The following is a 26,965-nucleotide window of genomic DNA, read 5'->3' as shown; positions in this document are numbered from 1 at the left end:
CTTGATCTGAGCCTATCGCGAAAGGGTGCCCCTCTTTTCTTTCACGCTGGTCGCGTAGACGTCGACGTATTCCTGCTTGCTGAGGGCGTGCAGCTCGTACATGATCTCGTCGGTGACCGATCGCAGGATGAACCTGTCGCCCTCCATGCCTTCGAAGCGCGAGAAGTCGAGCGGCTTTCCGATGATGAGGCCGATCCGGCCCACCTTGGGGATCCGCTGGCCGATCGGCATGATCTTCTCGGTGTCGATCATCGCGACGGGGACGACGGGCACCTGGCCTTCGAGGATCATTCGCGCGACACCGGTGCGGCCGCGGTAGAGCTTGCCGTCGGGGCTGCGCGTACCCTCCGGGTAGATGCCCAGGATCTCGTCACGCGCGAGAACGGCGAGGCCCGAATTCAGCGAATCCTCGGATGCCTTGCCTCCCGACCGGTCGATCGGCAGCTGGCCGGTGGCGAGCATGAAGTTGCGGGTCATCCACCCTTTGAAGCCTTTGCGGGTGAAGTATTCGCTCTTCGCAAGGAAGGAGACGTGCCGGTCGACGATGAGCGGCAGGAAGATCGAGTCGATGAACGAGAGGTGGTTGCTCGCGAGGATCACCCCGCCCGTCTTCGGGACGTTCTCGAGGCCGACCACCCACGGACGGAAGATGCCCTTCAGCAGCGGACCGGCGATCAGGTGCTTCATGATCCAGTAGAACATGGGCGCTTAACTCTCCTCGACGAGTGAGACCAAGCCTAACGCTGCGTAGCGTGCAGCCGTGCGAGATCTGCAGCTCCGACGACCCCGGCATCGTTCACGAGTTCGGCGATGCGGAACTCGGGTTCGGGGTGATACCCGCGCGCCGGGAGGTTCTCGAGGTACGCGAGACGGATGGGCTCGAGGAGCAGGTCGCCGGCCTGCGCGACGCCGCCGCCGAACACGAAGACCTGCGGATCGAGAACCGCGCCGAGGCTCGCACAGGCCTGGCCGAGCCAGTCGCCCAGCTGCCGGAGGGCTGCCAGGGCACCGGGGTCGCCCGCGAGGATCAGCTTGCTGATGTCCTTGCCTTTGAGTGCGCCCTTGCGGGTCCGCACGTCGGCGAGGGCCTGCCCGATGCCGCCTGCGTCGGCGAGCTCGCCGGCGAAACGCTCGAGCGCGCGCCCGGAACCGTACTGTTCGATACAGCCGTGGGCACCGCATCCGCACGGCAGCCCACCGGGCACGACGCGCATGTGGCCGATTTCGGCTCCGGCGCCGAAACCGCCACGGAAGAGCCGGTCGTTGCTGACGATGGCGCCGCCGACACCGGTGCCGATCGTGAGGATGACCATGTCGCTCACGAGGCGGCCGGCCCCGTAACGGAATTCAGCCCAGCCTGCCGCGTTCGCGTCGTTCTCGATGATGACGGGCATGGCGAGACGGGACTCGAGCTTCTCGCGGAACGGCTCGTGGCGCCAGTTGATGTTGGGCGCGTAGTAGACGATGGACTGGGCGGCATCGATGAAGCCCGCGGCCGCAACCCCCGCACCCACGATCTCCTCTGGCCCCTCGGAGAGGCGTTCGATCATCTCGACGACGGCGTTCTCGATCTCGTCCGGCTGTGCGGCGGTCGTCGGCTGGCGGTCCTCGCGAACGATCGTCCCGAACTCGTCGACCACGGCTCCGGCGATCTTGGTTCCACCGATGTCGATACCGATCGAATGCACAGGCGGGCGCCTTTCTCGAAGGAGGGAGCTGGGGTGACTCGGATGTGGGGTATCTCGACTCAGAATGCCCCGACCCGCACCATCTAGAGTGTAGTTAACCAATTTGCCGAAGGCCATTTGGTGCGAAACCCACAAGTGCGCTGGTCGCGCCCAGGCCCCCACCGGTACCAAAGGAGTTACCTGTGCAACAGTTCGATGTACCCGCCGTTGTCCCCGCCGACCCCGAGGCCAACGCCACCGACCTGCTCATCGATCGAGTCGCCGCAACGCCCGATGCCCCGCTGTTCGCCCTTCCGAAGGACGGCGGCTGGCAGGATGTCTCGGCTGCAGAGTTTCTCCGCCAGGTCATCGCCCTCTCGAAGGGCCTCGTCGCGTCCGGCATCCAGCCGGGCGACAAGATCGGCCTGATGTGCAAGACCCGCTACGAGTGGACCCTCATCGACTTCGCGACGTGGTTCGCCGGCGCCGTACTGGTGCCCGTCTATGAGACCTCGTCGCCGACCCAGGTGCACTGGAACCTCAGCGACGCCGGCGCGGTGGCGGTCATCCTGGAGACAGCCGACCATTTCACGAAGTTCGACGAAGTCCACCCCGAACTCCCCCTCATCGGGAACGTCTGGCAGATCGACCTGGGCGACCTCGACAAGCTCGTCGCCGCCGGAGTCGACGTGCCCGATGCCGAGATCGAGCGTCGCCGCAATCTGGCCCGCGGCGACGACATGGCCACGCTCATCTACACCTCAGGCTCCACCGGGAAGCCGAAGGGATGCGTCCTCACGCACTCGAATTTCGTCGAGCTTTCGCGCAACGCGGCCGTCGCACTCCGCGATGTGCTCGAGGCGCCGGGTGGAGCATCCACCCTCCTGTTCATCACCACGGCACACATCTTCGCGCGCTTCATCGCCGTGCTCAGCGTCCACTCGGGCGTCAAGGTGGGCCACCAGCCGGACACGCGGCAGCTGCTGCCGTCGCTCGCCTCCTTCAAGCCGACCTTCCTCCTGGCCGTGCCGCGCGTCTTCGAGAAGGTGTACAACTCGGCGGAGCAGAAGGCCGAGGCCGGCGGGCGCGGGAAGATCTTCCGGCAGGCCGCCGAAGTGGCGGTCGAGCATTCGAAGCTGGTCGAGGCCGGCGACCGGATCCCGCTCGGGCTCCGACTGCGCTTCGCGCTGTTCGACCGGCTCGTCTACAGCAAGCTCCGCGAGGCCATGGGTGGCCGCGTTGTCTACGCCGTCTCGGGATCGGCGCCTCTCGGCGCCCACCTGGGGCACTTCTTCCACAGCCTCGGGATCAAGATCCTCGAAGGCTACGGCCTCACCGAGACGACCGCGCCTGCGACGGTCAACCTGGCCACGAAGTTCAAGATCGGCACTGTTGGGCCGGCCCTGCCCGGTGTGTCGGTGCGCCTCGCCGACGACGGTGAGATCCAGGTCAAGGGTGTCGACGTGTTCAAGGAGTATTGGAAGAACCCGGAAGCGACCGCTGCGGCCTTCGAGGACGGATGGTTCAAGACCGGTGACCTGGGCTCCTTCGACGAGGACGGCTTCCTGACGATCACCGGTCGTAAGAAGGAGATCATCGTCACGGCGGGCGGCAAGAACGTGTCGCCGGCCGCCCTCGAGGACCCGATCCGCGCGAACCCGCTCGTCAGCCAGGTGATCGTCGTCGGCGACCAGAAGCCGTTCATCGCCGCGCTGGTGACCCTCGATCCCGAGATGCTGCCCGTGTGGCTGGCGAACAACGGTGAGGACAAGGAACTGACACTCCGTGAGGCGTCGGTGAACCCGGCCGTGCTGGCGGAGATCCAGCGCGCGATCGATGTCGCCAACGGCACGGTGTCACGGGCGGAGTCCATCCGCAAGTTCGTCGTGCTCTCCACGGAGCTCAGCGAATCGAGCGGGCACCTCACGCCGAAGATGAGCATCAAGCGCCATGTCATCCTCGACGACTTCTCCGATGTCATCGACGGGATCTACAACAGCGCACCCGCGACGCAGGGCACCTCGTTGTCTCACTGAGCGCTGGAGCTCTGGCGATTGCACTGCAATCGCGCTACGCCAGCTCCGGGCGAGCTGCGCTCGCCCGGCTCGACCTCTCGCGGTGTGCTCGCGAATACGAGCGCTAGACGGAGTCGCGCCAGGAGTGCGCGGGGGCGTAGCCGAGAACGCGCCGGGCCTTGTCGATCGACAGGAGCGTATCGTTCAGGCCGAGGTCACCTTTCACGGGGACACCAGGGAAGACCTCCGCGACCAGGTCGGCATTCGGCCGGCTCATCACCGTGTCGGCCGCTGCGATGATGAAACGGTGGAAGCCCGTCGCGTCCCAGTCGAGCGCCCGCTTCACCGCCTGGGCTCCATCGCGCCCGTCGATGTAGCCCCACAGGTTCCACTTGCGCAGCAGCGGATCGGCGTCGAACGACGGGAACTCCGCGTAGTCGGATTCGTCCATCACGTTCGAGAAGCGGAGTGCGACGATCTTCAGCGACGGATCCCACCGGACCAGCTCGATCGCCATCTGCTCTTCGAGGTGCTTGACCAGCGAATACGTGCTCTCGGGCCGTGCCGGGTAGTCCTCGTCGACCGGGATGTACGGCGGCGGCACGTCGAAGGGCAGGCCGAGTACGGTCTCGCTCGACGCGTACACGACGTTCCGGATGCCCGCCCGCCTGGCCGCCTGGAACACGTTGTAGGTGACGCGGATGTTGTTGTGGAACGTCGCCGCATCTCCCAGGATGCCGGGGGCCGGGATAGCCGCGAGGTGGACGATCGCGTCGAACCCGTCGATCTTGTCGTCGATGCCGAGGATGGCGTCGAGGGTCTGCCCGAAATCGGTCAGATCGACTTTCACGAAGCCGGGGCCTCGCTCCCCTGCCGTGTCGAGGTTGACGACCTCGTTCCCCGCTTGCGCGAGCGTGCGCACGACCGTGCGCCCCAACTTTCCTGATCCACCGGTAACCGCAATTCGCATACTGCCAGTCTAAGGAACCCCGGCGACTCTAAAACCAGTCGCTCGCGCGAACCTGCTTCATCGCTTCGCGACGGCTGTCCTTGTCGAGCCGGTCGAGGTACAGCGTGCCGTTCAGGTGGTCCGTCTCGTGCTGGAGCGCCTGGGCCATCACGCCGGTGCCGGAGAGCTCGACCGGCTTGCCGTCGAGGTCGATGCCGGTCACCCGGGCGAATGGGTAACGCATCGTGGGGAACCACAGTCCCGGCACCGACAGGCACCCCTCGTCGACCGGTTCGGGTTCGCCCGAGAGCTCCACGATCTCGGGATTGAGGATGTAGCCGACGTCGCCGTCGACGTTGTAGCTGAACGCACGAAGGTTGACACCGATCTGGGGAGCGGCGACCCCGGCGCGACCGGGCGGCAGCACACTGTCGATCAGGTCTTCGACGAGCCCGCGCACGCCGGCGTCGACCGAACGGATCGGGTCGGACATGGTCTTCAGCACCGGGTCTCCGAAAAGGCGGATCTGGCGTTCGGTCACGTGTCTTCCTTCGTGGTCACAGGGCCTCCTCGGCCTTCAGCAGGGCGTTCTCGACGACTTCGCTCGCGGCCGGATGCGGCCAGTACTGCCCTCGGGCGAGGCCGCGCACCGACATCCCGAAGCTGGCCGCGAGCACGAGCGGCTGGATCAGGATGCTCGCCTCCGGCCCGATGATATGGGCCCCGAGGAGTTCCCCCGTGTCACGGTCGACGACGAGTGTGCAGAAACCGGTCTCGTCTTCGGTCGCCCAGCCGTAGGCGGTGTGCCGGTAGTCCTGTGTGACGGCGACCGCGTCTATGCCGTCGGCCAGCGCATCCGCTTCGGTGAGCCCGAAGTGCGCGATCTGCGGCCGGGTGAAGATGGCGTGGGGAACCGGGCCCGGTTCGCCGCCGATCGGGGCGTCCGGGTGCAGGATGTTGTGGGCGACCACCCGCGCCTCGTGGTTCGCGACGTGCTTCAGTTTCGTTGCCGAGCTGATGTCGCCGAGGGCGTAGAGCCCGGGCACCGGGGCGCCGCGGCTGAGCATCCGCTGCCGGCTGTCGACGACGAGCCGGCCGTCGCTGTACAGGTCGAACCCGGCTGCGGCGGCTCCCAGGGTGTCGGTGTTCGGGATGCGGCCCTGGGCGACCAGGACGATCTCGGTCTCGAGCTGAGTTCCCGACTCGAGCGTCACCGCGAGGTGGTCTCCGACACGGTCGATCGCTTCGACGAGCTCCTCCGTGAGCAGGCGCCAGCGTTGGGCGGCAGACGCGGTGAATCGCTCGGAGACCGCGACGTCGAGTCCGCGGAGCAGCCGCTCCGACCGTGTGACGATCGTCACGTCGACACCGAAGGACGAGAAGACGTGGGCGAACTCGACCGCGACCGGTCCGCCCCCGACGATGACCAGCGATTCGGGAAGCGATTCGATGCGCATGACCTCGTCGGAATCGAGGATGGCCGGGTCGGGGTCGTAGGCGGCGAGCAGCGGCCGGGGCCGCGACCCGGCCGCGACCACGATGCGGTCGGCCCGCAGGCGCACCCCGCTCGCGCTCATCAGAGTGTGCTGGTCTTCGAAGCCGAACGTCTCGCGGAAGACCGTCACGTTCGGCGACGTCGCCTGGCGGAATAACAGCCCTGCATCGGAGACAGCGTCGGTGCGGGCGAAGATCCGGTCGCGCACGCGCGCCCAGTCCACGGGGTCGACGGAGGCGGACAGTCCGAGGCGCGACCCGGCCTCCGCCGCGGCCGCGACATCGGCCACGTGAACGAACATCTTGCTCGGAATGGATGCGGCGTTCAGGCTGGTGCCGCCGAACCGCTCGCCGTCATCGATGAGCGCCACCGACCAGTGCGCGAATTCAGGCCCAACCAGGGCGTTGCCGGATCCCGCGCCGACGACGATCAGATCGAACGTCCGCGCATCCGCCCCGTCGCCTGGGGCAGGCTCACGAGCCACGATTGGCCGGCAGGCCCTCGACCACGAGGGCTGCGAGCACGCGAGCCGCATCCTTCGTCAACGGCTTCAGGTCTTTGTACGAGACGACCGACCCCGCCGCGAGTTGCGGGTCGTACGGGATGCGCACGATCTCGCGCACGCGGGAACGGAAATGCGACTCGATCTCGTCGAGCTTCACGAGATTCGTGCCCTGCGTCGCGGTGTTGAGGGCGACGATCGCGTTGCGTACGAGGTCGCCGTAGCCGTTGGCCTCGAGCCAGGTGAGCGTCTCGGATGCGAGGCGCGCCTCGTCCACGCTGCCGCCGGAGACGATGACGACCGAGTCCGCGCGCTGCAGCGTGGCACGCATGACCGAGTGGACGATGCCGGTGCCGCAGTCGGTGAGCACGATGGAATAGAACCGCGCCGCGAGGTCGGCGACGACGTTGTAGTCGTTCTCGTCGAACGCCTCGGACAGGAGCGGGTCGGTGTCCGACGCGAGGATGTCGAGACGGGTCTCGTCGCGCGACACGAGGGCCGAGAAGTCGGTGAAGCCGTTGATGCTCGGGGCCTTGTGCACCACATCCCTGACGGTCGCCCTGGTCTGCTTCGGGACGCGCTCCGAGAGGGTGCCGCGGTCGGGGTTCGCATCGACGGCGATGATCCGGTCTTCCCGCGCATCGGCGAGGGCCATGCCCAGCAGCGTCGTGACCGTCGTCTTGCCGACGCCGCCCTTGCGGGTGAGAACCGGCACGAAGCGCGTGCCGCCCTCGAACTGCTTCTGGATGCGGTGGTCCAGCTCCTTGCGCGCCCGCACCTTCTTCGAGTCGCCCAGGTTCACGGTGTGGAAGCTGATCGCGTACAGGAAACGGTACCAGCCGCCCTCTGGCGCCGGACGCGTCTTGCGGTTCACCTCGAGCAGACGGTCGGCAGTGAGCATGGCGGCCGGCTCGGGCTGTGTCGAGTGCTCCCCGCGCAGCCGGTCGCGCCGGGACTGCGAGAAGGCATCCGCATGGTGGCCGTGCTCGGAAGTCTCGAGCGCGGTCGAACCGGTCATGGTGGGGGTCGGACCGGTCGAGGCACGCGGCGTGACGATGGCCATCGACCGCGTCGTCGGCTCGCTCCCGGTGATGAAACCGGGATTGACCGGGACATCGTCGATCGCGACTGCGATCTCGTCCTCGGGAATCTCCGGGGTGGGCGCCGGCGGAAGGTCGACGACGATGCTCAGGCTCTCCGGAAGCGTGACAGCGAGGTCGTCACCGTCGTCAGGATGGAGTTCGCTGTGGAACTCACCCGCCTCATCCGTCGATTCGGATTCGAGGACCTGACCTTGCGCATCGCGCTTCTCCGGCTTTTCTGCCACGTGAACAGTCTCCTTCAATCGTCACAGTCCGTGACCCAGTTTAGCGTGGAGGCTGAAAACACCCCGTCCGACGGCTTATATGACGGGCGTGATGACGACGAGGAGGTCCCCTGCGTCGACCTGCTGCGTCTTCGGGATGGCGAGGCGTTCGATCGTCCCGGCGATGGGCGCGGTGATCGCGGCCTCCATCTTCATCGCCTCGATCGATGCGACGCTCTGCCCTGCGGCGACCACATCGCCGATGCCGACCTGGAGCGTGACGACGCCGGAGAACGGCGCTGCGACCTGACCCGGCTTCGCACTGTCGGCCTTCTCAGCCGCCTTCGCCTCCACCGTGATGCCGCGGTCACGCACGAACACGGGCCGGAGCTGCCCGTTCAACGTGGTCATGACGGTGCGCATCCCCTTGTCGTCGGCCTCGCCGATCGCCTCGAGACCGATGTACAGGCGCACGCCCTTGTCGATCTCGATCACGTGCTCGGTGCCCTGCTTGAGCCCATAGAGGTAGTCGATCGTGTCGACGACGGAGAGGTCGCCGAACAGTTCGCGGATCGACTCGAAGATCCGTGTCGGGGCCGGGAACAGCAGCCGGTTCAGTGTGGCGCGACGCTCTGCGCTCGAACCGGCCAGCAGTGCAGCATCGGCCTCGCTGAGGTCTTCGACGCCCACCTTGACCGTCTTGCCCGCGAGGACCTTGGTGCGGAACGGCTCAGGCCAGCCGCCGGGCAGCTCCCCGAGCTCGCCCGCCATGAACCCGACGACCGAATCGGGTATGTCGTAGTTCTGGGGGTTCTCGGCGAAATCGTCCGGATCGGCGTGCACGGCCGCCAGGTGCAGGGCGAGGTCGCCGACGACCTTCGACGACGGCGTGACCTTCGGGATGCGGCCCAGGATGCGGTTGGCCGCGGCATACATGTCCTCGACCAGCTCGAAGTCCTCGGCGAGCCCGAGCGCCTTCGCCTGCGTGCGCAGGTTCGACAGCTGGCCTCCGGGGATCTCGTGCTTGTACACGCGCCCGGTCGGGCCGGGAAGACCCGACTCGAACGGCCGGTACACCTGGCGCACGGCCTCCCAGTACGGCTCGAGGTCGCTGACGGCGGCCAGCGACAGGCCGGTGTCGCGCTCGGTGTGTGCAAGGGCTGCGACGAGAGCGGATGCGGATGGCTGGCTCGTCGTGCCGGCCATGGGGGCGCTGGCGACATCCACAGCATCCGCACCGGCACGGCTGGCCGCGAGCAGCGTCGCGAGCTGGCCGCCCGGGGTGTCGTGCGTGTGCACGTGCACCGGGAGGTCGAAACGCTCGCGGAACGCCGACACCAGCTTCTCGGCGGCCGAGGGGCGGAGCAGGCCCGCCATGTCCTTGATCGCGAGGATGTGCGCACCGGACTCGACGATCTGCTCGGCGAGGCGCAGGTAGTAGCCGAGGGTGTACAGGTCTTCGGCCGGGTCGAGCAGGTCGCCCGTGTAGCAGACGGCGACCTCGGCGATCGCCGTGCCTGTCGACAGCACGGATTCGATGGCTGGGCGCATCTGCGAGACGTCGTTCAGGGCGTCGAAGATACGGAAGATGTCGACGCCGGTCTCCGCCGCCTCGCGCACGAACGCATCCGTCACCTGGGTCGGGTATGGCGTGTAGCCGACCGTGTTGCGGCCGCGCAGGAGCATCTGGATGTTGATGTTCGGAAGTGCCTCGCGCAGGGCGGCCAGACGATCCCACGGGTCCTCGCCGAGGAAGCGGAGCGCGACATCGTAGGTGGCGCCACCCCAGGCCTCGACCGAGAGGAGCTCAGGTGTCAGCCGGGCGACATAGGGCGCCACCGCGAGCAGGTCGCGGGTACGCACGCGGGTCGCGAGCAGCGACTGGTGCGCGTCGCGGAACGTCGTCTCGGTCACGGCGAGAGCGGTCTGCGCGCGGAGAGCCTGGGCGAAACCGACCGGTCCGAGCTCGAGGAGCCGCTGCCGCGATCCCGCCGGAGCCGGCGCGCTCAGGTCGATCTTCGGCAGCTTGTCCTCGGGCTCCGCCGTCTCGGGCCTGGGGCCGTTGGGCAGGTTGACCGTGACGTCGGCCAGCCAGTTCAGCATCTTCGTGCCGCGGTCCTTGGAGGCGCGGCCACGGAACAGCTCCGGCCGCTCCTCGATGAACGAGGTGCTCACATTGCCCGCGATGAAATCGGGGTCGTCGAGCACGGCCTGCAGGAACGGGATGTTCGTGGAGACACCGCGGATGCGGAACTCGGCCAGGGCGCGGCGGGCGCGGCTCACCGCGGCGGCGAAATCGCGCCCGCGGCAGGTCAGCTTCGCGAGCATGGAGTCGAAATGCGGGCTGATCTGTGCGCCCGGGTTGATCGTTCCGCCGTCGAGGCGGATGCCGCCGCCGCCAGGGGAACGATAGGTGGTGATCTTGCCGGTATCCGGACGGAAACCGGCGGTCGGGTCTTCGGTCGTGATGCGGCACTGCAGTGCGGCTCCGCGGATGTGCACCGTCTCCTGGCTGAGGCCGAGGTCGTCGAGCGTCTCCCCCGCCGCGATCCGCATCTGGGACTGCACCAGGTCGACGTCGGTGATCTCCTCGGTCACGGTGTGCTCGACCTGGATGCGCGGGTTCATCTCGATGAAGACGTGCTCGCCCGCGCGCTCCCCTGCAGTGTCGAGCAGGAACTCGACCGTGCCCGCGTTGACGTAGCCGATCGACTTCGCGAATGCGACCGCGTCCCGGTACAGGGCCTGGCGGGTCTCCTCGTCGAGGTTCGGCGCCGGCGCGATCTCGATCACCTTCTGGTGCCGGCGCTGCACGGAGCAGTCGCGCTCGAACAGGTGCATGGTGTTGCCGTCGGCGTCTGCCAGGATCTGGACCTCGATGTGACGCGGGCGGAGCACGGCCTGCTCGAGGAACATCGTGGGATCGCCGAACGCGCTGTCGGCCTCGCGCATGGCCTCCTCGAGGGCCCCGCGGAGCTCATCCTTCGTGTTGACGCGTCGCATGCCACGACCGCCGCCACCGGCGACGGCTTTGGCGAAGATCGGGAAGCCGATCTCGTCGGACTGCGAGATCAGGAGGTCGATGTCCTTCGACGGCGGGGTCGACTTGAGGACGGGGACGCCGGCGGCGATCGCGTGCTCTTTGGCGGTCACCTTGTTTCCGGCCATCTCGAGCACGCGCGGCGGCGGACCGATGAAGGTGATGCCCGCCTCTGCGGCGGCCTCGGCCAGCTCGGGGTTCTCGGACAGGAAGCCGTACCCGGGGTAGATGGCGTCTGCGCCGGACTCCTGCGCGACCCTGATGATCTCTTTCACGTCGAGATACGCACGGACCGGGTGCCCCGGCTCGCCGATCTGGTAGGCCTCGTCGGCCTTGAGCCGGTGCATCGAGTTGCGGTCCTCGTACGGGAAGACCGCCACGGTCTGGGCGCCCAGCTCGTAAGCGGCCCTGAAGGCTCGAATTGCGATTTCACCGCGATTGGCAACGAGGATCTTGCGGAACATACGAACCTTTCGAGCAGGGGGCGCACCACACAGCAAACGGTTAGGTTCTCTAAGACTAGTGAAGGTAACGTAGCTGTTTGTGCATGTACTCAGCGTTAGTTCCCTCAAAGGTGGTGTCGGTAAGACAACGGTGACGCTGGGCCTCGCTTCCGCGGCATTCGCGAAAGGGTTGCGCACGCTCGTGGTCGACCTGGACCCGCAGTCCGACGTCTCGACCGGCATGGACATCTCCGTCGCCGGTCACCTCAACGTGGCCGACGTCCTCGCGTCGCCGAAAGAGAAGATCGTCCGCGCCGCCATCGCCCCGAGCGGGTGGACCAAAGGCCGCACGGGCAAGATCGACGTCATGATCGGATCGCCGTCGGCCATCAACTTCGACGGGCCGCATCCGAGCATCCGCGACATCTGGAAGCTCGAAGAGGCACTCGCCAACGTCGAACACGACTACGACCTCGTGCTCATCGACTGCGCGCCGTCGCTCAATGCGCTCACGCGCACCGCCTGGGCGGCCAGCGACCGGGTAACCGTCGTCACCGAGCCCGGTCTCTTCTCCGTTGCCGCCGCCGACCGCGCGCTGCGTGCGATCGAGGAGATCCGCCGCGGGCTGTCGCCGCGACTGCAGCCGCTCGGCATCATCGTCAATCGCGCTCGGGTGCAGTCGTTGGAGCACCAGTTCCGTATCAAGGAACTGCGCGACATGTTCGGGCCGCTCGTACTCAGCCCGCAGCTGCCTGAGCGCACCTCGCTCCAGCAGGCGCAGGGTGCGGCCAAGCCGCTCCATGTCTGGCCGGGCGAGAGCGCGCAGGAGATGGCGCACAACTTCGACCTGCTGCTGGAGCGCGTGCTGCGCACCGCCCGCATCGGGGAGTATGCAAACCAGGTTTAGAGAAATCGCATCGCGATTTCACCCGGTTTGCCGAGCGAGCTGTGCTCGCGAAGCCCGCCGCGCTCGTTAAGCCCGAGTGCACCCTGTTGTACTAGTGCGCTCGCGCGCAACTCGTGCGAAGTAGGACCTCGGCAGGCGAGATGCGGCGCACGCGACGCGAGCGGTCAGGACGCCTTGACCACGCGGCGCGCGGCGAGCTCGTCCATCGGGTCGACCGTCTGGGTGTCGAGTTCGACCAGGCTGCTCTCGACCTCGCGCAGCACCTTGCCGACGGCGATGCCGAACACACCCTGCCCGCGGCTGACGAGGTCGATGACCTCGTCGTCCGACGTGCACAGGTACACGCTGGCCCCGTCGCTCATGAGAGTCGTCTGCGCCAGGTCGTTGACGCCGGCCTGACGGAGCTGGTCGACAGCGGTCCGGATCTGCTGAAGCGAGATGCCGGTGTCGAGGAGTCGCTTGACGAGCTTGAGCACGAGGATGTCGCGGAATCCGTACAGGCGCTGCGAACCGGACCCGGCCGCACCGCGCACGGTGGGCTCGACGAGACCCGTTCGCGCCCAGTAGTCGAGCTGGCGGTAGCTGATTCCGGCCGCGCGCGCGGCGACGGCGCCGCGGTAGCCGGAGGTGTCATCCATCTCCGGGAGCCCGTCCGTGAACAGCAGACCGAGGTCGTACTTGGGCGAGTCGTTGTTTCGACTGAGTTCACTCATTCGTTTGCCTCTCACCCCGGACTGGACCGCGCCGGTTCGACGGCGCTCCATCCACGGTACCCATGCTCAGGGTCGCTATCAATGACATTCGGTGAAACCGTCCCGGCGTGTCGAAGTCGGTCACGGAATCAGCCGCCCGATGGCCGAACGGATGAGACTCTCGCGGACGACCTCGAGCTGGCCTGCGATCTCGCGTGCGAGTTCCGCAGCCTGGGCGCGACCGGACACCTCGTTACGTCGCACGATCGGCACGAGCGCGCTCTCGATGAGCCCCAGTTCACGGTCTGCTGCCGCGCGGAAACCACGAAGGTGACGCGGCTCGATGCCGCATTTCTGCAGTTCGACGAGTGCTTTCAGCACGCCGAGTGAGTCTTCGCCGTAGACCTCGGCGGGAATGATGAGCGACGCCGAGACCGCATCCTGCAGAAGTGCGTTCGAGGCGCCCGCCTCGCGCAGGAGGTCGGCCTTCTTGAAACGACGGCCGGTGGCGAGCATGGAGGGGCCGGATGCGGTGGACGCGCCCGGGATGACCGGCGAGAGTCCGGCATCCAGATCGTCCAGGTACGCGCGGATCACCTTCAGCGGAAGGTAGTGGTCTCGCTGCATGGCGAGGATGATCCGCAGGCGCTCGACGTCGCCCGGTGAGAACTTGCGATAACCGGACGCTGTGCGTGCCGGCGCGACCAGCCCGCGTTCCTCCAGGAAGCGCAGCTTCGACGACGAGAGGTCAGGGAACTCGGGAGTCAGGTGAGCGAGAACCTGACCGATGCTGAGCAAGGCCTGCCCAGCAGTGCGAGCCTGAGCGGCTTGCCGCTCCACTAGTGTGTTCCCGCTGCCATCAGCGCGGAGCGCATCTACTTGGACGCCGAAGCGGCGAGGTCGTGCCTGGACGCGTAGAACGTGAGGCGGAACTTGCCGATCTGCACCTCAGCCGTGTCGGCGAGGAGCGCAGCCTCGATCCGGACGCCGTCGTAGTACGTGCCGTTCAGCGATCCGAGGTCTTTGACCTCGAACGCCGTGCCGCGACGGGTGAACTCGGCATGTCGGCGCGAGACCGTGACGTCGTCGAGGAAGATGTCGGCGTCAGGGTGGCGGCCCGCCGTCGTGATGTCGGCGTCGAGAAGGAACCGCGCGCCGGTGTTCGGGCCGCGCCGGACGATGAGGAGCGCCGATCCGGAGGGCAGGGCGGCGATCGCATCCTGCTCTTCGATCGAGACGTCGCCGTCGACCGGGTACATCTGCGACACGAATTCTTCGCCGAAGCGCGCGGTCGTGTCCTCGTTTCCCCGGGATGGTTCGCGCAGGGGGTTCGCGGGCTCGTTCTCCGGCATGTTGTTCTCCGGTTCGTCTTGGGGGTTGTTCTCGTCAGGCACCGTCGACCTCCTCTCCTTCCAGCGTATCGGATGGTCCCCCGTCGGAATCGGCCGGAAGGCGTATTACTCGACGAGTTTCCCCGATGTATACGATTCCGGCCCACCAATAGAGGAATGCGCCCCAGAGTGCGAACGCCCATCCGAGAGGTAACGATATCGGTGCGACAGCATCGAACGCCTCCCCCAACATGAGGAGGGGTAAGGCCACGAACAGGCAGAACGTCGCGACCTTTCCGAGATGGTGGACGGGCAGCGGACCGTAGCCGTGGTTGGCGAGGATGACGCCCAGGACGGCCAGCATCACATCGCGCGCGAGGATGACCGCCACCAGCCACCATGGCAGCACGTCGCGCCACGCCAGGCCGATCAGTGCCGCGAATATGTAGAGCCGGTCGGCGGCAGGGTCGAGGAGCTGCCCCAGCCTGGACACCTGGTTGAGCCGCCGGGCGAGGTAGCCGTCGAGGAAATCGGTGATGCTGGACGCGATCAGCACCAGCAGCGCCAGGGCATCCTCGCCGACGATGATGAAGGCGAGGAAGACCGGGACGAGCGCAAGACGGAAGAAGCTCAGGATGTTCGGCAGCGTGAACACCCGCGAGCTCACATGAGTCGCACCGTTTCCTTCCACAGCGTTCGAGTCTAGTTATCCCGACGCCCACTAGGATTCAGCCGTGGACCCCATCTTCGTGTGCCTGTGGATCCTGGGGGGCGTCTGCGCCCTCACCTGGATCCTCTCGCTGATCACCACCGAGCACTCCTGGGTCGACCGCATCTGGTCGATCGTGCCCGTCGCATACGTGTGGGTGTTCGCAGGATCAGCGGGGCTGGCGGATGCGCGGCTCAACCTGATGGCGACGCTCGTGACGCTCTGGGGCATCCGCCTGACCTTCAACTTCGCCCGCAAGGGCGGCTACGCCCCGGGAGGCGAGGACTACCGCTGGGAGACGCTGCGCGGCCGGATGTCCACCGGGCAGTTCGCTCTGTTCAACCTGTTCTTCATCGTGATCTACCAGAACATCCTGTTGCTGCTGATCACCCTGCCCGCCTGGACGGCCTACCAGCACCGCACACCGCTGGCCGTCCTCGACGTGCTCGCTGCCGTCGTCTTCCTTGCCTTCCTCGTGGGTGAGACGGTTGCCGACCAGGAGCAATGGAACTTCCAGACGTGGAAGAAGGCCGAGGTCGCGGCGGGCCTGACGCCGAACCCGCGTTTCGTGCAGACCGGCCTCTTCCGGTTCTCGCGTCACCCCAACTTCTTCTTCGAGCAGGCTCAGTGGTGGGTGGTGTTCCTCTTCGGCGCGATCGCGGCCGGGTCGCTGCTTCAATGGACCGTCATCGGCGCGGTGCTGCTGACCGGCCTCTTCGTCGGGTCGACCATCTTCACGGAGAGCATCACCCTGTCGCGCTACCCCGAATACGCCGACTATCAGCGCAGTACGTCTGCGGTCGTTCCCTGGTTCCGTCGCGCTGGCCGCGGGAACGCCGAGCGCATGTGGTCGGAGTCGAGATAGTCGGCGACGCCGATCAGGATGAGGCTGAAGATGATCTGCTCCGTCACCATCCAGAGCGGGTACAGCCCCGGGATCGCGGCGATCACCAGCGTGACGATCGGGAAGATCTTGCTGAAGAGCCGGAGCCGCGAATACGCCCAGTAGTAGCCCTTCTGTGCGCGCCAGGCGAAATAGAAGAGTGTGACGGTCATTCCGAGGACGACGGCGGAGCGCATCCATACCGCCCACTGGACGGGGTGCCCGGTCAGCTGGAGGACGGCCGCGATGGCCACGGCCGTCACCCCGAGCACGAACTCCGCGACGAGCAGCCAGGTGATGACGACAAACGACCGCCTGGTGCGCGGATCGTCGCGCGCCTCGGGGGCGATCGTGTAATCGGCGTGGCGTCCTCCGGCGATCCGGTCGAGCTTCGCCAACAGGTTTTCCATGCTTCGACGATAACCCGTGCGACATGCCGTCTCCTGACTGCGGTGTCGGTGGCGAGCGCGTAGCGTTGAAGGATGTCGTGCATCCGCTTCAACACACCGGCCCAGCGGCAGGCCATGCGCGAGCAGGCGCCCGCGATGCTCACGCCGGAAGAGGCCGCTGCCCTGCATCCCTCTCCCCCGGTCACCGAGGGCAAGCTCCGCCGCCTCCGGCTGCTCGCAGTCCACGAGAATCCGAAGATCCGCGAATCCGTCGCGAGCAGCTACAACACCCCGGACGACGTCTTCCTGGCGCTGGCGTCCGACCCTGACGAAGGGGTCAGGGCCTGCCTGGCCCGCAACGAGTCGACGCCGTGCGACGTCCTCCGGATGCTCGCAGACGACAGCTCGGAGACCGTGCGCGGGTGGGTGGCGGTCAACTATTTCGTTCCCGAAGACGTCATGGAGCGGCTGGCGAACGACGCGAGCCGCACGGTACGCAGCCTCGTGAAGTGGAAGACGCAGCTGGCCGACGCCCGATGAGCGGGCAGGTTCCCGTGAGCGTGCGGGTCGACAGCTGGACGTGGGCGGTGCGCCTGTTCAAGACGCGCTCGCTCGCCGCAGCCGCCTGCCGCGGCGGTCACGTGAGGGTCAACGGCGACAAAGCGAAACCGGCACAGCCGGTGCGCATCGGCGACGAGGTGCGGGTGCGGGAGTCGGGGGTCGAGCGCATCGTCACCGTCCGCAGGCTGATCGTCAAACGGGTCGGTGCATCCGTCGCCGTCGAGTGCTTCGATGACCTCACGCCGAAGCCGGCCACTCCGGTCGAGGTGCCCGCCGCGGTCATCCGTGAACGCGGTGCGGGGCGCCCGACGAAGCGCGACCGGCGCGTCCTCGACCGTCTGCGAGGTCACGGATCGTGACCGGGGCGCGTGCAAGGGTCGGGATCTCCGGCTGGACGTACGCGCCGTGGCGCTCCACCTTCTACCCGAAGGGTCTCGCACACAAGAACGAGCTCCGCTATGCGGCCGAGCGGATGGACTCCATCGAGCTGAACGGTAGTTTCTATGCGCTGCAGAAGCCGGCGAGCTACCGTCGCTGGGCGGAGGAGACGCCCGAGGACTTCGTGTTCTCCATCAAGGGCGGCCGGTACGTCACCCACATCCGGCGCCTGCAGAACCCGACGGAGGCGCTCAGCAGCTTCTTCGCATCCGGACTCCTGACCCTGGGTGACAAGCTCGGCCCACTGCTCTGGCAGCTGCCGCCGAACCTGCCCTTCGACAGGGCGCTGGTCGACTCCTTCTTCGCCGCGCTGCCGCGCACCGCGATGGAGGCGGCGGCTCTCGGCCGAACCTCGACGCTCGACGAGGGGCGGACCTGGACGGCGGTCACCACGGACCGGCCGCTGCGTCACACGATCGAGGTGAGGAACGAGAGCTTCGTCGACGACGCGTTCACCGAGCTGGCGCGGTCCTACGGCATTGCGATCGTCGTCGCGGACACCGCCGGCCGCTGGCCGTTGCTCCGCGAGGTCACCACGGACTTCATGTACCTGCGGCTCCACGGCGACGAGGAACTGTACACGAGCGGCTACACTCCGGCCGCACTGGACGCGTGGGCGCACGACATCCGAGGGTGGGTCGACGGATCGGCATGCCCCGACGGCGTGGGGCGCGACGTGTACGTCTACTTCGACAACGACACGAAGGTCAGGGCCCCGGTCGACGCGATGGCGCTGCGAGAGCGCTTGGCCGGAGCGTAGGCCTCAGTCCTGCAGGACGGAGAGCACGTTGCCCGCCGGATCGCGGAACCAGGCGATGTCCGGACCCTGGCCCGCCGCCTTGCCGCGCGCGATGCCCTTCTCGTCGGTCGGGAACGCCCCGTCGTCGTAGATCTTCGTAACCACACCGCGCGCGTTGAGCTCGTCGACGGCGGCGTCGATGTCATCGACGACGAAGTTGAGAACCGTGAAACTGGCCGGCTCATGATTGGGCTTCGGGTAGACGAACACGGTGCCCCCGCCGCCAGGCAATGCGAGCTGGAGGTTGCCCATCGCCCCGTCCGACGCGTCGAGTCCCAGGGTTTCCCCGTAGAACGCCTTCGCAGCGGCGACGTCGTCGACGCTGAATCCGCTGAATGCGCGAACCGGTGAGAACATGCTGAACTCCTTCGCTGTGCGGCCGTCTGCCGCACGCCCTCACGCTACCCCTGCGGATGCGTTCGCGCTCCGGCGGCGGAACTCAGACGAAGCGGATGCCTTCCTGCAGCCGGGTGCGCAGGTCGAACACGCGGTCGACGCTTTCGCGTTCCGCACCGGTCGCTCCCGTGCGCAGCACGTTCGGGAGGAGCGATCGCCGCACCAGGAGCGCTCCGGCGAGACGTCCGCGCTGGATGCGGTCGTAGGGCACAGCGAGAGCCGAGTCGGGTACCACGATGATCAGCCCGGTGAAGCGCACGCCGACGTAGCGCGAGAAGGTCTTGGCGTCACGCTGGAGCTCGTGGAAGGGCTCCTCATCGTCGGCGATGCCCGCTCCGACGATGTCGCCCTTCGAGAGCTTGACCTCGGAGCCCCAGTCTTCACTGCGGACGGCGAACAGGCCGGCGGGACCGAGCACGACATGGTCGAGTTTCGAGCTCGACTTCGGATGCACGGCGACATCGTTCCACACGGTGAAGCCGATGCCGAGTCCCGCAACGGCCCGTGCGGTCGCCTCTTCTGCGAGTGCTTTGGCGAGCAGTGCGCGGATCTCCCGGGGAGCTGATCGCACGAGTCGCGGGTCGTACGGGTCGGAGAGCTCTGCGCCACGTCCGACCCATTCGCGCATGAGGCGAAGGTAGTGTTCGCGGGCCTGGCCTCCCGGGTGACCGTAGGTGCGGGCCCGGACGGCGGTGCCGCGCGGCGACGGGGCCGTGAAGGTGGCGCTGAAGCCATGGCCGGCGCTGCCTCCCGACGTGGCGCCAGCGCTATCCGGGATGCTCTCCCCACGGTCGAAGGCGGCGCGGTCGGCCGGGTCCCCGACCAGTTCCCAGGCGCGCTGCACCTCGGTGAAGCGGACAGCGCTTCCGCCGGTGTCCGGATGCGTCTCCCGGAGCAGGCGGCGATAGGCACGACGCAACTCGTCGTGGCTCGCCGACGCGCTGACGCCGAGCACCTCATACGGGGTCGGCGACGCTGGGCTCTCGCTCATGCTGCGTGCGGGTCTTTCTCGGTCGTGGTCGGCCATGAGGCCGCATTATGACGATACCGGGTGGTGGCTCGGAGTCCGCCTCCAACTGGCTGTGAGCGACCCTCCAGCGTCATGGCGCATTGCGGCCAGAAAGTGACCGCAATGGTTCCTAGGCTGGAAACAGAGAGTAGGACGGATCGCGAAACGGTTTGCGATCCCAAGCGAGAGAAGGATTGTCATGAACTGGAAGATCGAGCTCATCTTCGTCCCCGTCACCGACGTCGACCGCGCGAAGGCGTTCTACGTCGACCAGGTCGGGTTCAACGCCGACTTCGACCAGACCGTCAGCGACGAGCTTCGTTTCGTGCAGCTGACTCCCCCAGGGTCGGCGTGCTCGATCGCGTTCGGCCGGGGCCTCAGCGACATGGAGCCGGGCTCGCAGCGCGGCATCCAGGTGGTCATCCCGAATGCTGAGGAGGCACGCGCGCACCTCGTGGCGAACGGCGTCGATGCGAGCGATGTCGACCCGCAGCCGTGGGGCAGGTTCGTCACGTTCTCGGATCCGGATGGCAACCGCTGGACGCTGCAGGAACTCGTTCCGCAGTCGTGACAGGACGGATGTGACACGACGGTCTTGACACGGCGGCGCTGAGCTGTATATTTGCCATATCAGTTATAAAACCGATTGGTTATGGATATGGCAGATCAGCTCAGCGCCGTCTTCGGCGCTCTTGCGGACCCCACACGCCGTGAGATCCTCCTGCGACTCATGGACGGCGACGCCAACGTCGCCGAACTGGCCGAGCCCTTCGCGGTCAGCCAGCCTGCCATCTCGAAACACCTCAAGGTGCTCGAAGGCGCCGGGCTCGTGTCCCGCACGCGCGTCGCGACCTCCCGCCTCAGCCACCTCGAAGCCGAGCCGCTGAGGGAGGCGACGATGTGGATGGAGCGGTACAAGCACTTCTGGAACAGCGGTTTCGACAAGCTCGACGCCGCCCTCGCCTCCTACCAGGCGAACAGCGCGCAGGGGGCGGCCGACGACGAATCGAACGAAGAGGAAGGGAACGAACGATGACCGACAGCAGGCCGAGCGAGGTGGCCGACACCGACGTCTACATCACCCGGGCGTTCAATGCGCCCCGCGAACTGGTCTTCCGGTTCTTCACCGAGCCGGAACACCTCGCGAGCTGGTTCGGACCGGCCGGGATCTCCGTGCCACTCGACAGCGTCGTCGTCGAGCCCCGCGTCGGCGGACGCTGGGAGCTTGTGATGGTGGACAACGCCGGCCACGGCCCGTTCCCCATGCGCGGAACGATCGTCGAGTTCGTGGAGCCCGAACTGATCGTGATCGAGGTGTCCGCCGAATCCGGGCCGGTTGACCTCGACGCGGTGACACTCCGCATAGAGTTCCACGATCACGGGGACCGCACACGCATAACGCTCCACCAGGGCCCGTTCAGCCCCGAGATGCGGCACGCCACCGAAACGGGCTGGCTCGAATCGTTCGACAAGATCGACAACATATTGGCCGCTCGGGCGGCCACCGAGACAGGAGAGACGCGATGACCGACCAGACCACGCTGGTGACCGAGACCACCACATCGGCCGACGGGACTCCGATCGCCTTCGAACGCATTGGTGCCGGGCCCGCCGTCGTCCTGGTCGACGGCGCCCTCTGCCACCGCGCCTTCGGTCCGTCCCGGCCGCTCGCTGCGGCTCTTGCCGAACGGTACACGGTCTTCGCCTACGACCGGCGCGGGCGGGGCGAGAGCGGGAACACCCTTCCCTACAGTCCGCTGCGGGAGATCGAGGACCTGCAGGCCGTCATCACCGCCGCCGGCGGCGACGCGTACGTGTACGGCATTTCGTCCGGCGCGGGCATCGCGCTCGAAGCCGCCGCGGCTGGGGTGCGGATGCGCCGGCTTGCGACCTACGAAGCGCCGTACGTCGCCGCGCGGTGGAAGGACCCCGCCGTCGACCACCTCGCACACATGGAGTCGCTGATCGCGGCGGACAAGCGCGGCGCGGCGGTCAGCTACTTCCTCGTCCCGATGGTCGGGGCGCCGGCTTTCGTCCCTGTGATGATGCGGGCGATGCCGAAAGTGTGGAACCAGATGAAGGCCGTCGCGCCGACCCTGCCGTACGACCTGAGGGTCATGGGCTCGTTCACGGTGCCGGCGGAGCGTTTCGGGTCCATCGTCGTGCCGACCCTCGTGATGGTCGGAGGAAAGGCGGCACCGCCGATGCGCGACGCTCAGAAGGCGGTCGCTGCCGCGATCCCTGGGTCGCGGTTCGAGGTGCTGGAGGGGCAGACCCACCAAGTGTCGGAGAAGGCGATCGCGCCGCAGCTCGAGGCGTTCTTCACCGACTGAACGAGAACCAGATGAGCAGCAGGGTGACCGCGAAACCGCACGCATAGTTGATCACGAGGAAACGCCTCCACCCGCCGTTCGCACGTTCGGAATCGGCGTCGCTCACCGACCAGTACGGTGTGGCCGCGAGGATGTACGGAACAGCGAGAAAGGCCGCGAGAGGTCCTGGCCAGGCGGTCGCCAGCATTGCCAGCCCGGCGAGCGCCCAGGCCGCGACGGCGAAGCGCACAGTTCGCCGGGCACCCAGCACCGTGGCGATCGAAGCGAGCCCGCCCGCGCGGTCCGGCACCACATCCTGAACGGCACCGAAGGCGTGACTGCCGATCCCCCAGAGAAGGAACGCCGCGAGCAGTGACCAGAGCTGGGGCGTGAAGACGGCGCCGGCGAGAACGAGGCCGTAGACGGCGGGGCTCACGAAATGGATGCTCGACGTCACGGAGTCGACGAACGGCACCTCCTTGAAACGCAGGCCGGGCACAGAATAGGCGAGCAGCGCGAACAGGCTGAACGCCAGCACGAGCCACGAGAGCGGCGACCCCACCGCGACGAGCCAGACAAGGAATGGAAGGTTGAGCAGCGCGGCTGCGACGAGCACTCTGCGGTGCATCCGGCGATCGAGAACCGCGCCCTCAACGCCGCCCTTGCGCGGGTTGCGCTGGTCGGACTCGAAATCGAAGACGTCATTGATCCCGTACAGCGCGAGGTTGTACGGGATGAGGAAATAGAGAGTGCCCACGACGAAGGTCGCGTCGACCTCGCCTGTCGCCAGGAGGTAGGCGGCGGCGAAAGGAAAGGCCGTGTTGATCCAGCTGAGGGGGCGCGAAGCGAGCAGTAATTGGCGCGTGAGGTGCGGGACTGCCGTGTCGGTCATCCGTCGCCCTTTCGCCGGAAGAGCAGCCACAGTGCGGGCAGGAGGATGACTGCGGCGACCGGATAGGCGAGATCGAGCGCCGGCATCAGGCCGATCGCCGGGCCGGAGACCTCCGGGCTCGCGTACCGCATCAGTCCAGCGGCGATCATCAGGTTGTCGAACACGACGGTCAGCGCGATGAGCACGAACGCAGCGATCGCGGCAGGCGCGCGCCAGCGCCGGATGAGCTCCCGGCGGTCGACCGCCCGCGTTAGCGCGCCGAGGAGGGTCACGACTGCGATCGCGAGGAAACCGGCAGCAAGCAGGCCATACGTCATGGGCGGCGCCTCCCCCGGTCGAGCACGAGCCGCGCGCCCGCGATCAGGATCATCGTGAGATAGCAGAGGAACGCGAGGAAGAAGAGCTCCTCGATCGGCAGTTCGGGGGCGATTAGGACGCCGGTGCTGATGGGCGCCTCGCCCCGGGCGAAGATGCCCAGAGCTATGCCGAGGAGATCCCAGACGACGAAGAACACCAGCCCGATCACGCCGACCACGGTGGCGCGCCAGGCGTCTCGCCAGAAGAACAGGCGGAAGCGCCGGTCGAGCAGCACCATGCAACCGAGCGCGCCGAGCAGGCTGAGAAGGTAGAGGATGCTCACAACGGCTCCGCGAGTGGTCCGGTCGACGTGTCGCCGCGCAGCCGTTTCACCACGAGTTCGGCGCTGATAAGGCACATCGGCAACCCGATTCCCGGAGTCGTGCTTCCACCCGCGTAGTAGAGGCCCGCGACGCGCGCCGAGGCGTTGCGTCCCCGCAGGAACGCGCTCTGCCGCAGGGTGTGCGCAGGCCCGAGCGCGCCGCCCTTCCACGCGTTGAGGTCGCGCTCGAAGTCCGCCGGGCCGATCGTGCGGCGCAGGACGATGCGGTCCCGGAGGTCGGGGATCCGCGCCCAGGCCGCCACCTGGTCGATAGCCGCGTCGGCGATGGCCTCCACCTGCAGCGACCCGCCCCCGTCGAGACCGCCGTGCCCGATCGCGGGGTCGGCGGGTACCGGCACGAGGACGAAGAGGTTCTGGGCGCCGTCGGGTGCGACGCCTGCATCCGTCGCGCTCGGCCGGCAGACGTACAGCGAGGCGGGCTCCGGGACGGACGACGGGTCACCGAAGATCCGGCGGAAATCCCCGCGCCAGTCCTTCGTGAAGAAGAGACTGTGGTGGGCCAGCCCGGGGAGGTCTCCGCCGACGCCGAGCAGCACGAGCACGGCGCCAGGGCCGGAGACACGGGAATCCCACCAGCGCTGCGGATACGTGCGGTGCTCGAGCGGAAGCAGTGCCGTCTCGGTGTGGTGCAGGTCGGCGGCCGAGACGACGACCTCGGCCGGAATGCGACGCGAGCCGATCGCATCCGTCACATCGACACCGACCACCCGCGGACGGTCGTCACCGACCGTGAGCACGGCGGATGCGATGGCCGTCACCCGCGCGCCCGTCACGATCTCGGCGCCTCCGGCCTCTGCAAGCGCCCTCACCCTGTCGATGAGAGCGACGAACCCGCCACGGGGGTACAGCACACCGTCCTCGAGGTCGAGGAAGCTCATCAGGTGATACATGCTGGGCGCGTCGAACGGCGAGGTTCCCAGGAAGACGGCCGGGTAGCCGAGCACCTGCTGCAGCCTGCGGTCGCTGACGTAGCGCCCGATGAATCGGTCGAGCGGCTCGAGGAGCAGCCGCCCGAGCCTCGGGGCGCGTGCGAGCACGTCCCTGGTCAGCAGCGGGCGGAAGGATGCGAAGGTGCTGTACAGGAAGCGGTCGACGGCCATCCGGTACGTCTCGCGGGCACTCCGCAGATAGCGGGAGAGGGCCGCGCTCGCGCCCGGCTCGATGCGCTCGAAGGCTGCGAGGTTCCTCACGAGGTCGGCCGTGATCTCAAGCGGCTCGGCCTCCCCCTCGAAGAAGACCCGGTACCCCGGGTCGAGTCGCACCAGGTCGAGTTGTTCGCGGGTGTTCGTGCCGAGAAGCCGGAAGAAGTGGTCGAACACGTCGGGCATCAGGTACCACGATGGTCCTGTTTCGAAGCGGAAACCGTCGCGCTCCCACGAGCCCGCGCGCCCGCCGACCTCGTCCCGGGCCTCGACGACCGTCACACGGTAGCCCTCCCTGGACAGGAGCGCCGCTGTCGCAAGCCCGGCGATCCCCGCGCCGATCACGACCACGCGATCGCCCCGGCCGGCTGGGACGGTCGGTGTCACCGCGCTCCCCCGCCCCACCCGGCGGTGGCGCGGACAAGGATGGCCAGTTTCGTTCGCGTCGGCACGCTCACCCGGGTGACGGCCAGTGAGCGTGCCGGGGTCGCACGGATGCGGTCGCTGAGTTCTGCGAACAATCCGTACACGGCGACGATCGCACGCCGGCAGTTCTCCGGCAGCTCAGGGATCGCCTCTGCCGCGGCGCCGAGGTCCGCGTCGATGTCGACGACGAGGTCGAGCTTCTGGCGCTCCGTCAGGCGCGCAGGGTCGATTCCGGGAAAGTAGTTGCGCCCGAGCTCCGTCCAGTCGACAGCGAGGTCGCGGAGGAAGTTGATCTTCTGGAAGGCCGCACCCAGTTGCCTGGCGCCCGACTCGAGCCGCGCCCTGCAGGCGTCGTCGACCGGCTGCTCGGCGAGGAAGGCGCGCAGGCACATCAGCCCGATCACCTCGGCCGAACCGTAGATGTAGGCGGCGAGTTCGTCGGCCGAGAAGTCGACCGGGCTGAGGTCGCGCCGCATGGACCGGAAGAACGGCGCGGTCAGATCGGTCCCGATTCCGACCTGCCGCGCAGTCGTCGCGAAGGCGTGCACGACCAGGTTCGTGCTGTACCCGCTGCGTATCGCCTTCTCAGTGTCCGCTTCGAGCTGGTCGAGCAGATCGCGTCGGCCCGCGAGATCGACTCCGGCCTCTTCCGCTGCGCCGTCGACGATCTCGTCGGCGATCCGGACGAGCGCGTAGATGTCCTCGACCTGGGGACGCACGCTCGGCGCGAGTAGGCGGGTGGCCATACTGAACGAGGTCGAGTACTCGTGGATGACGCGCGCCGAGCTCGCGTGGGCGGCCCGGCGGTACAGGGCGAGGTCGGTCGGATGCTCGACCGTCGTGACCGCTGCGGATGCAGCTTCGCGCGTCACGAGGCCCTCCCGATGCAGGTGCCAGCGAACCCTTCGAGCTGGGACGCGAGCCCGGCCGGAACGGCGGCGACGTCGAGTGCGGCGACCGCATCGCGGACGTGATCGGCGACGAGGGACTCGACGAAGGCGCGGGCGCCGCAGAGCTCGAGCGCCGAACGGAGCCTGTCGGCCTCCTTCGGACTGAGGTCCGGTCTGCCGAACAGATCGTCGACGCGAGCCCACTCGTCGGTCGCGCGTGCAAATGAGACGAGGGGCGTCTCTTTCCCTTCGCGGAGATCGTTGACGACGCTCTTGCCCGTGACGCCCTCTGCGCCGAACGTGCCGAGAAGGTCGTCCCCCAGCTGGAAGGCGACACCGAGCAGCCTGCCGTACTCCCCCAGGGCGCGGATGCACTCTCGATCGGCGCCGCCCAGGATCGCCCCCGCGATCAGCGGCGCCTCGAACGAGTACGCCGCGGTCTTGCGCTCGGTCATGTCGAGCGCATCCGTCAGCCGTGGCTCGGTCACGCCGACGCTGTACGACACATCGGCGAGTTCGCCCGCGGCCGTCACGAAGACACCCCGGTCGAGCACGTCGAGCAGGGCGATTCGGGTGTCGCGATCGACGTCGAGCCGGGCGACCAGCGACTGCGAATAGTGAATGAGCAGATCGCCCGCCAGGATCGCAGCGGTTCGCCCCCACTGTTCGGCTCTCGCCTCACTGATCGCCCGGCGGCGTGCATCCAGGCCGAATTCTCCGACCACGTTCGGCACGCCGCGCCTGACCTCGTCGCCGTCGATCACATCGTCGTGCAGGAGGAAAGCCGTGTGCAGCAGTTCGAACGCGACGGCGAGCTCGACCGCTTGCGCCGCATCCGACCCGTGCACCCCGCCGTGCGCGACGAGAACCAGCATGGGGCGCAGTCGCTTGCCGCCCGCGCTCGCACGCGAGGCAGCCTGCCAGAGGTGCTCGTACTCACTCCCGTAATGGGCCGCATCGTCAAGGCGGCCGGCGAAGAATGACCGGATGCGGTGCTCGACGTCGACCATCAGGTCGGGCCGGGCCGGAGACTCGATCTGGGTCATCGCCATCATCGTCACCATCCTTTAGC

General features: G+C 67.5%; 30 protein-coding genes. 10 read left to right on the top strand and 20 right to left on the bottom strand.

Features of this window, described 5'->3' with window-relative positions:
• Positions 1-12 precede the first annotated feature (12 nt).
• Together G3T36_RS09340 and G3T36_RS09335 are read right to left on the bottom strand one after the other, a co-directional pair.
• Positions 13-702: a lysophospholipid acyltransferase family protein gene (locus G3T36_RS09340; protein WP_163289531.1), complete on the bottom strand. Its 690-nt coding sequence runs from the start codon at positions 700-702 to the stop codon at positions 13-15.
• A 35-nt stretch (positions 703-737) separates the two neighbouring features.
• The gene (locus tag G3T36_RS09335; protein WP_163289530.1) at positions 738-1,688 is read right to left on the bottom strand and encodes an ROK family glucokinase; all 951 of its coding nucleotides are present in this window, start codon (positions 1,686-1,688) and stop codon (positions 738-740) included.
• Positions 1,689-1,870: 182 nt separating this feature from the next.
• Between G3T36_RS09335 and G3T36_RS09330 the strand changes: the two genes are divergently transcribed.
• Positions 1,871-3,703, top strand: a complete 1,833-nt coding sequence (locus tag G3T36_RS09330) for an AMP-binding protein (RefSeq protein ID WP_163289529.1) — start codon at positions 1,871-1,873, stop codon at positions 3,701-3,703.
• Between the two features lie 103 nt (positions 3,704-3,806).
• Here G3T36_RS09330 and G3T36_RS09325 read toward each other — a convergent pair whose 3' ends face one another.
• From G3T36_RS09325 to G3T36_RS09305, 5 genes are all read right to left on the bottom strand, one after another.
• Complete coding sequence (locus tag G3T36_RS09325; protein ID WP_163289528.1) at positions 3,807-4,652, bottom strand: NAD-dependent epimerase/dehydratase family protein; 846 nt, start codon at positions 4,650-4,652, stop codon at positions 3,807-3,809.
• Between the two features lie 28 nt (positions 4,653-4,680).
• The gene (gene def, locus G3T36_RS09320; protein ID WP_163289527.1) at positions 4,681-5,172 is read right to left on the bottom strand and encodes a peptide deformylase; all 492 of its coding nucleotides are present in this window, start codon (positions 5,170-5,172) and stop codon (positions 4,681-4,683) included.
• A gap of 16 nt (positions 5,173-5,188) precedes the next feature.
• On the bottom strand, positions 5,189-6,610 hold the full coding sequence (locus tag G3T36_RS09315) for a mycothione reductase (RefSeq protein ID WP_338031529.1): 1,422 nt from the start codon (positions 6,608-6,610) through the stop codon (positions 5,189-5,191).
• Positions 6,600-7,955, bottom strand: a complete 1,356-nt coding sequence (locus tag G3T36_RS09310; RefSeq protein WP_163289525.1) for a nucleotide-binding protein — start codon at positions 7,953-7,955, stop codon at positions 6,600-6,602. Before G3T36_RS09310 ends, G3T36_RS09315 begins: the two co-directional genes overlap by 11 nt.
• 75 nt (positions 7,956-8,030) lie before the next feature.
• Entirely contained in the window at positions 8,031-11,438 is a 3,408-nt protein-coding gene (locus tag G3T36_RS09305; protein ID WP_163289524.1) for a pyruvate carboxylase, read from the bottom strand.
• A gap of 79 nt (positions 11,439-11,517) precedes the next feature.
• On the opposite strand from G3T36_RS09305, the gene G3T36_RS09300 reads away from it, so the two are divergent.
• Positions 11,518-12,324 (top strand): AAA family ATPase, encoded by an 807-nt coding sequence (locus tag G3T36_RS09300; RefSeq protein ID WP_163289523.1) that lies wholly within the window; start codon positions 11,518-11,520, stop codon positions 12,322-12,324.
• A gap of 164 nt (positions 12,325-12,488) precedes the next feature.
• Here G3T36_RS09300 and G3T36_RS09295 read toward each other — a convergent pair whose 3' ends face one another.
• The 4 genes from G3T36_RS09295 to G3T36_RS09280 form a co-directional block, all read right to left on the bottom strand.
• The gene (locus G3T36_RS09295; RefSeq protein WP_163289522.1) at positions 12,489-13,037 is read right to left on the bottom strand and encodes a MerR family transcriptional regulator; all 549 of its coding nucleotides are present in this window, start codon (positions 13,035-13,037) and stop codon (positions 12,489-12,491) included.
• 120 nt (positions 13,038-13,157) lie between these two features.
• On the bottom strand, positions 13,158-13,856 hold the full coding sequence (gene ftsR, locus G3T36_RS09290; protein WP_163289521.1) for a transcriptional regulator FtsR: 699 nt from the start codon (positions 13,854-13,856) through the stop codon (positions 13,158-13,160).
• A gap of 35 nt (positions 13,857-13,891) precedes the next feature.
• Positions 13,892-14,368, bottom strand: coding sequence for an FHA domain-containing protein (locus G3T36_RS09285; protein ID WP_163290269.1), 477 nt, complete (start codon positions 14,366-14,368; stop codon positions 13,892-13,894).
• A 34-nt stretch (positions 14,369-14,402) separates the two neighbouring features.
• Positions 14,403-15,038, bottom strand: a complete 636-nt coding sequence (locus G3T36_RS09280; RefSeq protein ID WP_163289520.1) for a CDP-alcohol phosphatidyltransferase family protein — start codon at positions 15,036-15,038, stop codon at positions 14,403-14,405.
• A 43-nt stretch (positions 15,039-15,081) separates the two neighbouring features.
• Between G3T36_RS09280 and G3T36_RS09275 the strand changes: the two genes are divergently transcribed.
• Positions 15,082-15,921 (top strand): DUF1295 domain-containing protein, encoded by an 840-nt coding sequence (locus G3T36_RS09275; RefSeq protein WP_163289519.1) that lies wholly within the window; start codon positions 15,082-15,084, stop codon positions 15,919-15,921.
• Here G3T36_RS09275 and G3T36_RS09270 read toward each other — a convergent pair.
• A complete protein-coding gene (locus tag G3T36_RS09270) occupies positions 15,837-16,349 on the bottom strand; it encodes a hypothetical protein (RefSeq protein ID WP_163289518.1) in 513 nt (170 codons plus the stop codon). The genes G3T36_RS09275 and G3T36_RS09270 overlap by 85 nt on opposite strands.
• Before the next feature lie 72 nt (positions 16,350-16,421).
• Between G3T36_RS09270 and G3T36_RS09265 the strand changes: the two genes are divergently transcribed.
• From G3T36_RS09265 to G3T36_RS09255, 3 genes are read left to right on the top strand one after another with little or no spacing between them, the layout of a single operon-like run.
• Entirely contained in the window at positions 16,422-16,868 is a 447-nt protein-coding gene (locus tag G3T36_RS09265; RefSeq protein ID WP_163289517.1) for a hypothetical protein, read from the top strand.
• Positions 16,865-17,248, top strand: coding sequence for an RNA-binding S4 domain-containing protein (locus G3T36_RS09260; RefSeq protein WP_163290268.1), 384 nt, complete (start codon positions 16,865-16,867; stop codon positions 17,246-17,248). The genes G3T36_RS09265 and G3T36_RS09260 overlap by 4 nt, the downstream gene beginning before the upstream one ends.
• Complete coding sequence (locus G3T36_RS09255; protein WP_163289516.1) at positions 17,245-18,087, top strand: DUF72 domain-containing protein; 843 nt, start codon at positions 17,245-17,247, stop codon at positions 18,085-18,087. The genes G3T36_RS09260 and G3T36_RS09255 overlap by 4 nt, the downstream gene beginning before the upstream one ends.
• Positions 18,088-18,090: 3 nt before the next feature.
• On the opposite strand, the gene G3T36_RS09250 is transcribed toward G3T36_RS09255, so the two are convergent.
• Together G3T36_RS09250 and G3T36_RS09245 are read right to left on the bottom strand one after the other, a co-directional pair.
• On the bottom strand, positions 18,091-18,483 hold the full coding sequence (locus tag G3T36_RS09250; RefSeq protein ID WP_163289515.1) for a VOC family protein: 393 nt from the start codon (positions 18,481-18,483) through the stop codon (positions 18,091-18,093).
• Between the two features lie 82 nt (positions 18,484-18,565).
• Positions 18,566-19,513, bottom strand: coding sequence for a nuclease-related domain-containing protein (locus tag G3T36_RS09245; protein ID WP_163289514.1), 948 nt, complete (start codon positions 19,511-19,513; stop codon positions 18,566-18,568).
• A 217-nt stretch (positions 19,514-19,730) separates the two neighbouring features.
• Between G3T36_RS09245 and G3T36_RS09240 the strand changes: the two genes are divergently transcribed.
• The 4 genes from G3T36_RS09240 to G3T36_RS09225 all read left to right on the top strand — a co-directional run bounded on the left by G3T36_RS09240 (position 19,731) and on the right by G3T36_RS09225 (position 21,864).
• Positions 19,731-20,102: a glyoxalase superfamily protein gene (locus tag G3T36_RS09240; RefSeq protein WP_163289513.1), complete on the top strand. Its 372-nt coding sequence runs from the start codon at positions 19,731-19,733 to the stop codon at positions 20,100-20,102.
• Between the two features lie 87 nt (positions 20,103-20,189).
• On the top strand, positions 20,190-20,567 hold the full coding sequence (locus G3T36_RS09235) for an ArsR/SmtB family transcription factor (RefSeq protein ID WP_163289512.1): 378 nt from the start codon (positions 20,190-20,192) through the stop codon (positions 20,565-20,567).
• Entirely contained in the window at positions 20,564-21,058 is a 495-nt protein-coding gene (locus tag G3T36_RS09230; protein ID WP_163289511.1) for an SRPBCC family protein, read from the top strand. Before G3T36_RS09235 ends, G3T36_RS09230 begins: the two co-directional genes overlap by 4 nt.
• Positions 21,055-21,864 carry an alpha/beta fold hydrolase gene (locus tag G3T36_RS09225; protein WP_163289510.1) on the top strand — a complete coding sequence of 270 codons (810 nt, stop codon included), beginning with the start codon at positions 21,055-21,057 and terminating at the stop codon, positions 21,862-21,864. Before G3T36_RS09230 ends, G3T36_RS09225 begins: the two co-directional genes overlap by 4 nt.
• Here G3T36_RS09225 and G3T36_RS09220 read toward each other — a convergent pair.
• Genes G3T36_RS09220 through G3T36_RS09195 form a run of 6 tightly spaced genes read right to left on the bottom strand, consistent with a single transcriptional unit; the run spans position 21,854 to position 26,948 of the window.
• Positions 21,854-22,735, bottom strand: coding sequence for a prenyltransferase (locus G3T36_RS09220; protein WP_163289509.1), 882 nt, complete (start codon positions 22,733-22,735; stop codon positions 21,854-21,856). The genes G3T36_RS09225 and G3T36_RS09220 overlap by 11 nt on opposite strands.
• Positions 22,732-23,052: a lycopene cyclase domain-containing protein gene (locus G3T36_RS09215; protein WP_163289508.1), complete on the bottom strand. Its 321-nt coding sequence runs from the start codon at positions 23,050-23,052 to the stop codon at positions 22,732-22,734. Before G3T36_RS09215 ends, G3T36_RS09220 begins: the two co-directional genes overlap by 4 nt.
• On the bottom strand, positions 23,049-23,375 hold the full coding sequence (locus G3T36_RS09210; RefSeq protein ID WP_163289507.1) for a lycopene cyclase domain-containing protein: 327 nt from the start codon (positions 23,373-23,375) through the stop codon (positions 23,049-23,051). The genes G3T36_RS09215 and G3T36_RS09210 overlap by 4 nt, the downstream gene beginning before the upstream one ends.
• On the bottom strand, positions 23,372-24,964 hold the full coding sequence (gene crtI / locus G3T36_RS09205; RefSeq protein WP_163289506.1) for a phytoene desaturase family protein: 1,593 nt from the start codon (positions 24,962-24,964) through the stop codon (positions 23,372-23,374). The genes G3T36_RS09210 and crtI overlap by 4 nt, the downstream gene beginning before the upstream one ends.
• Positions 24,961-25,875 carry a squalene/phytoene synthase family protein gene (locus G3T36_RS09200; RefSeq protein ID WP_163289505.1) on the bottom strand — a complete coding sequence of 305 codons (915 nt, stop codon included), beginning with the start codon at positions 25,873-25,875 and terminating at the stop codon, positions 24,961-24,963. Before G3T36_RS09200 ends, crtI begins: the two co-directional genes overlap by 4 nt.
• Entirely contained in the window at positions 25,872-26,948 is a 1,077-nt protein-coding gene (locus G3T36_RS09195) for a polyprenyl synthetase family protein (protein ID WP_240148423.1), read from the bottom strand. Before G3T36_RS09195 ends, G3T36_RS09200 begins: the two co-directional genes overlap by 4 nt.
• Between the last annotated feature and the right edge of the window lie 17 nt (positions 26,949-26,965).

The sequence above is a fragment of the Leifsonia tongyongensis genome (genome assembly GCF_010686705.1).
Lineage (GTDB): Bacteria > Actinomycetota > Actinomycetes > Actinomycetales > Microbacteriaceae > Diaminobutyricibacter > Diaminobutyricibacter tongyongensis.
Note: the sequence above shows the minus strand (reverse complement) of the source record. Positions and strands in the feature narration are given on the sequence as shown.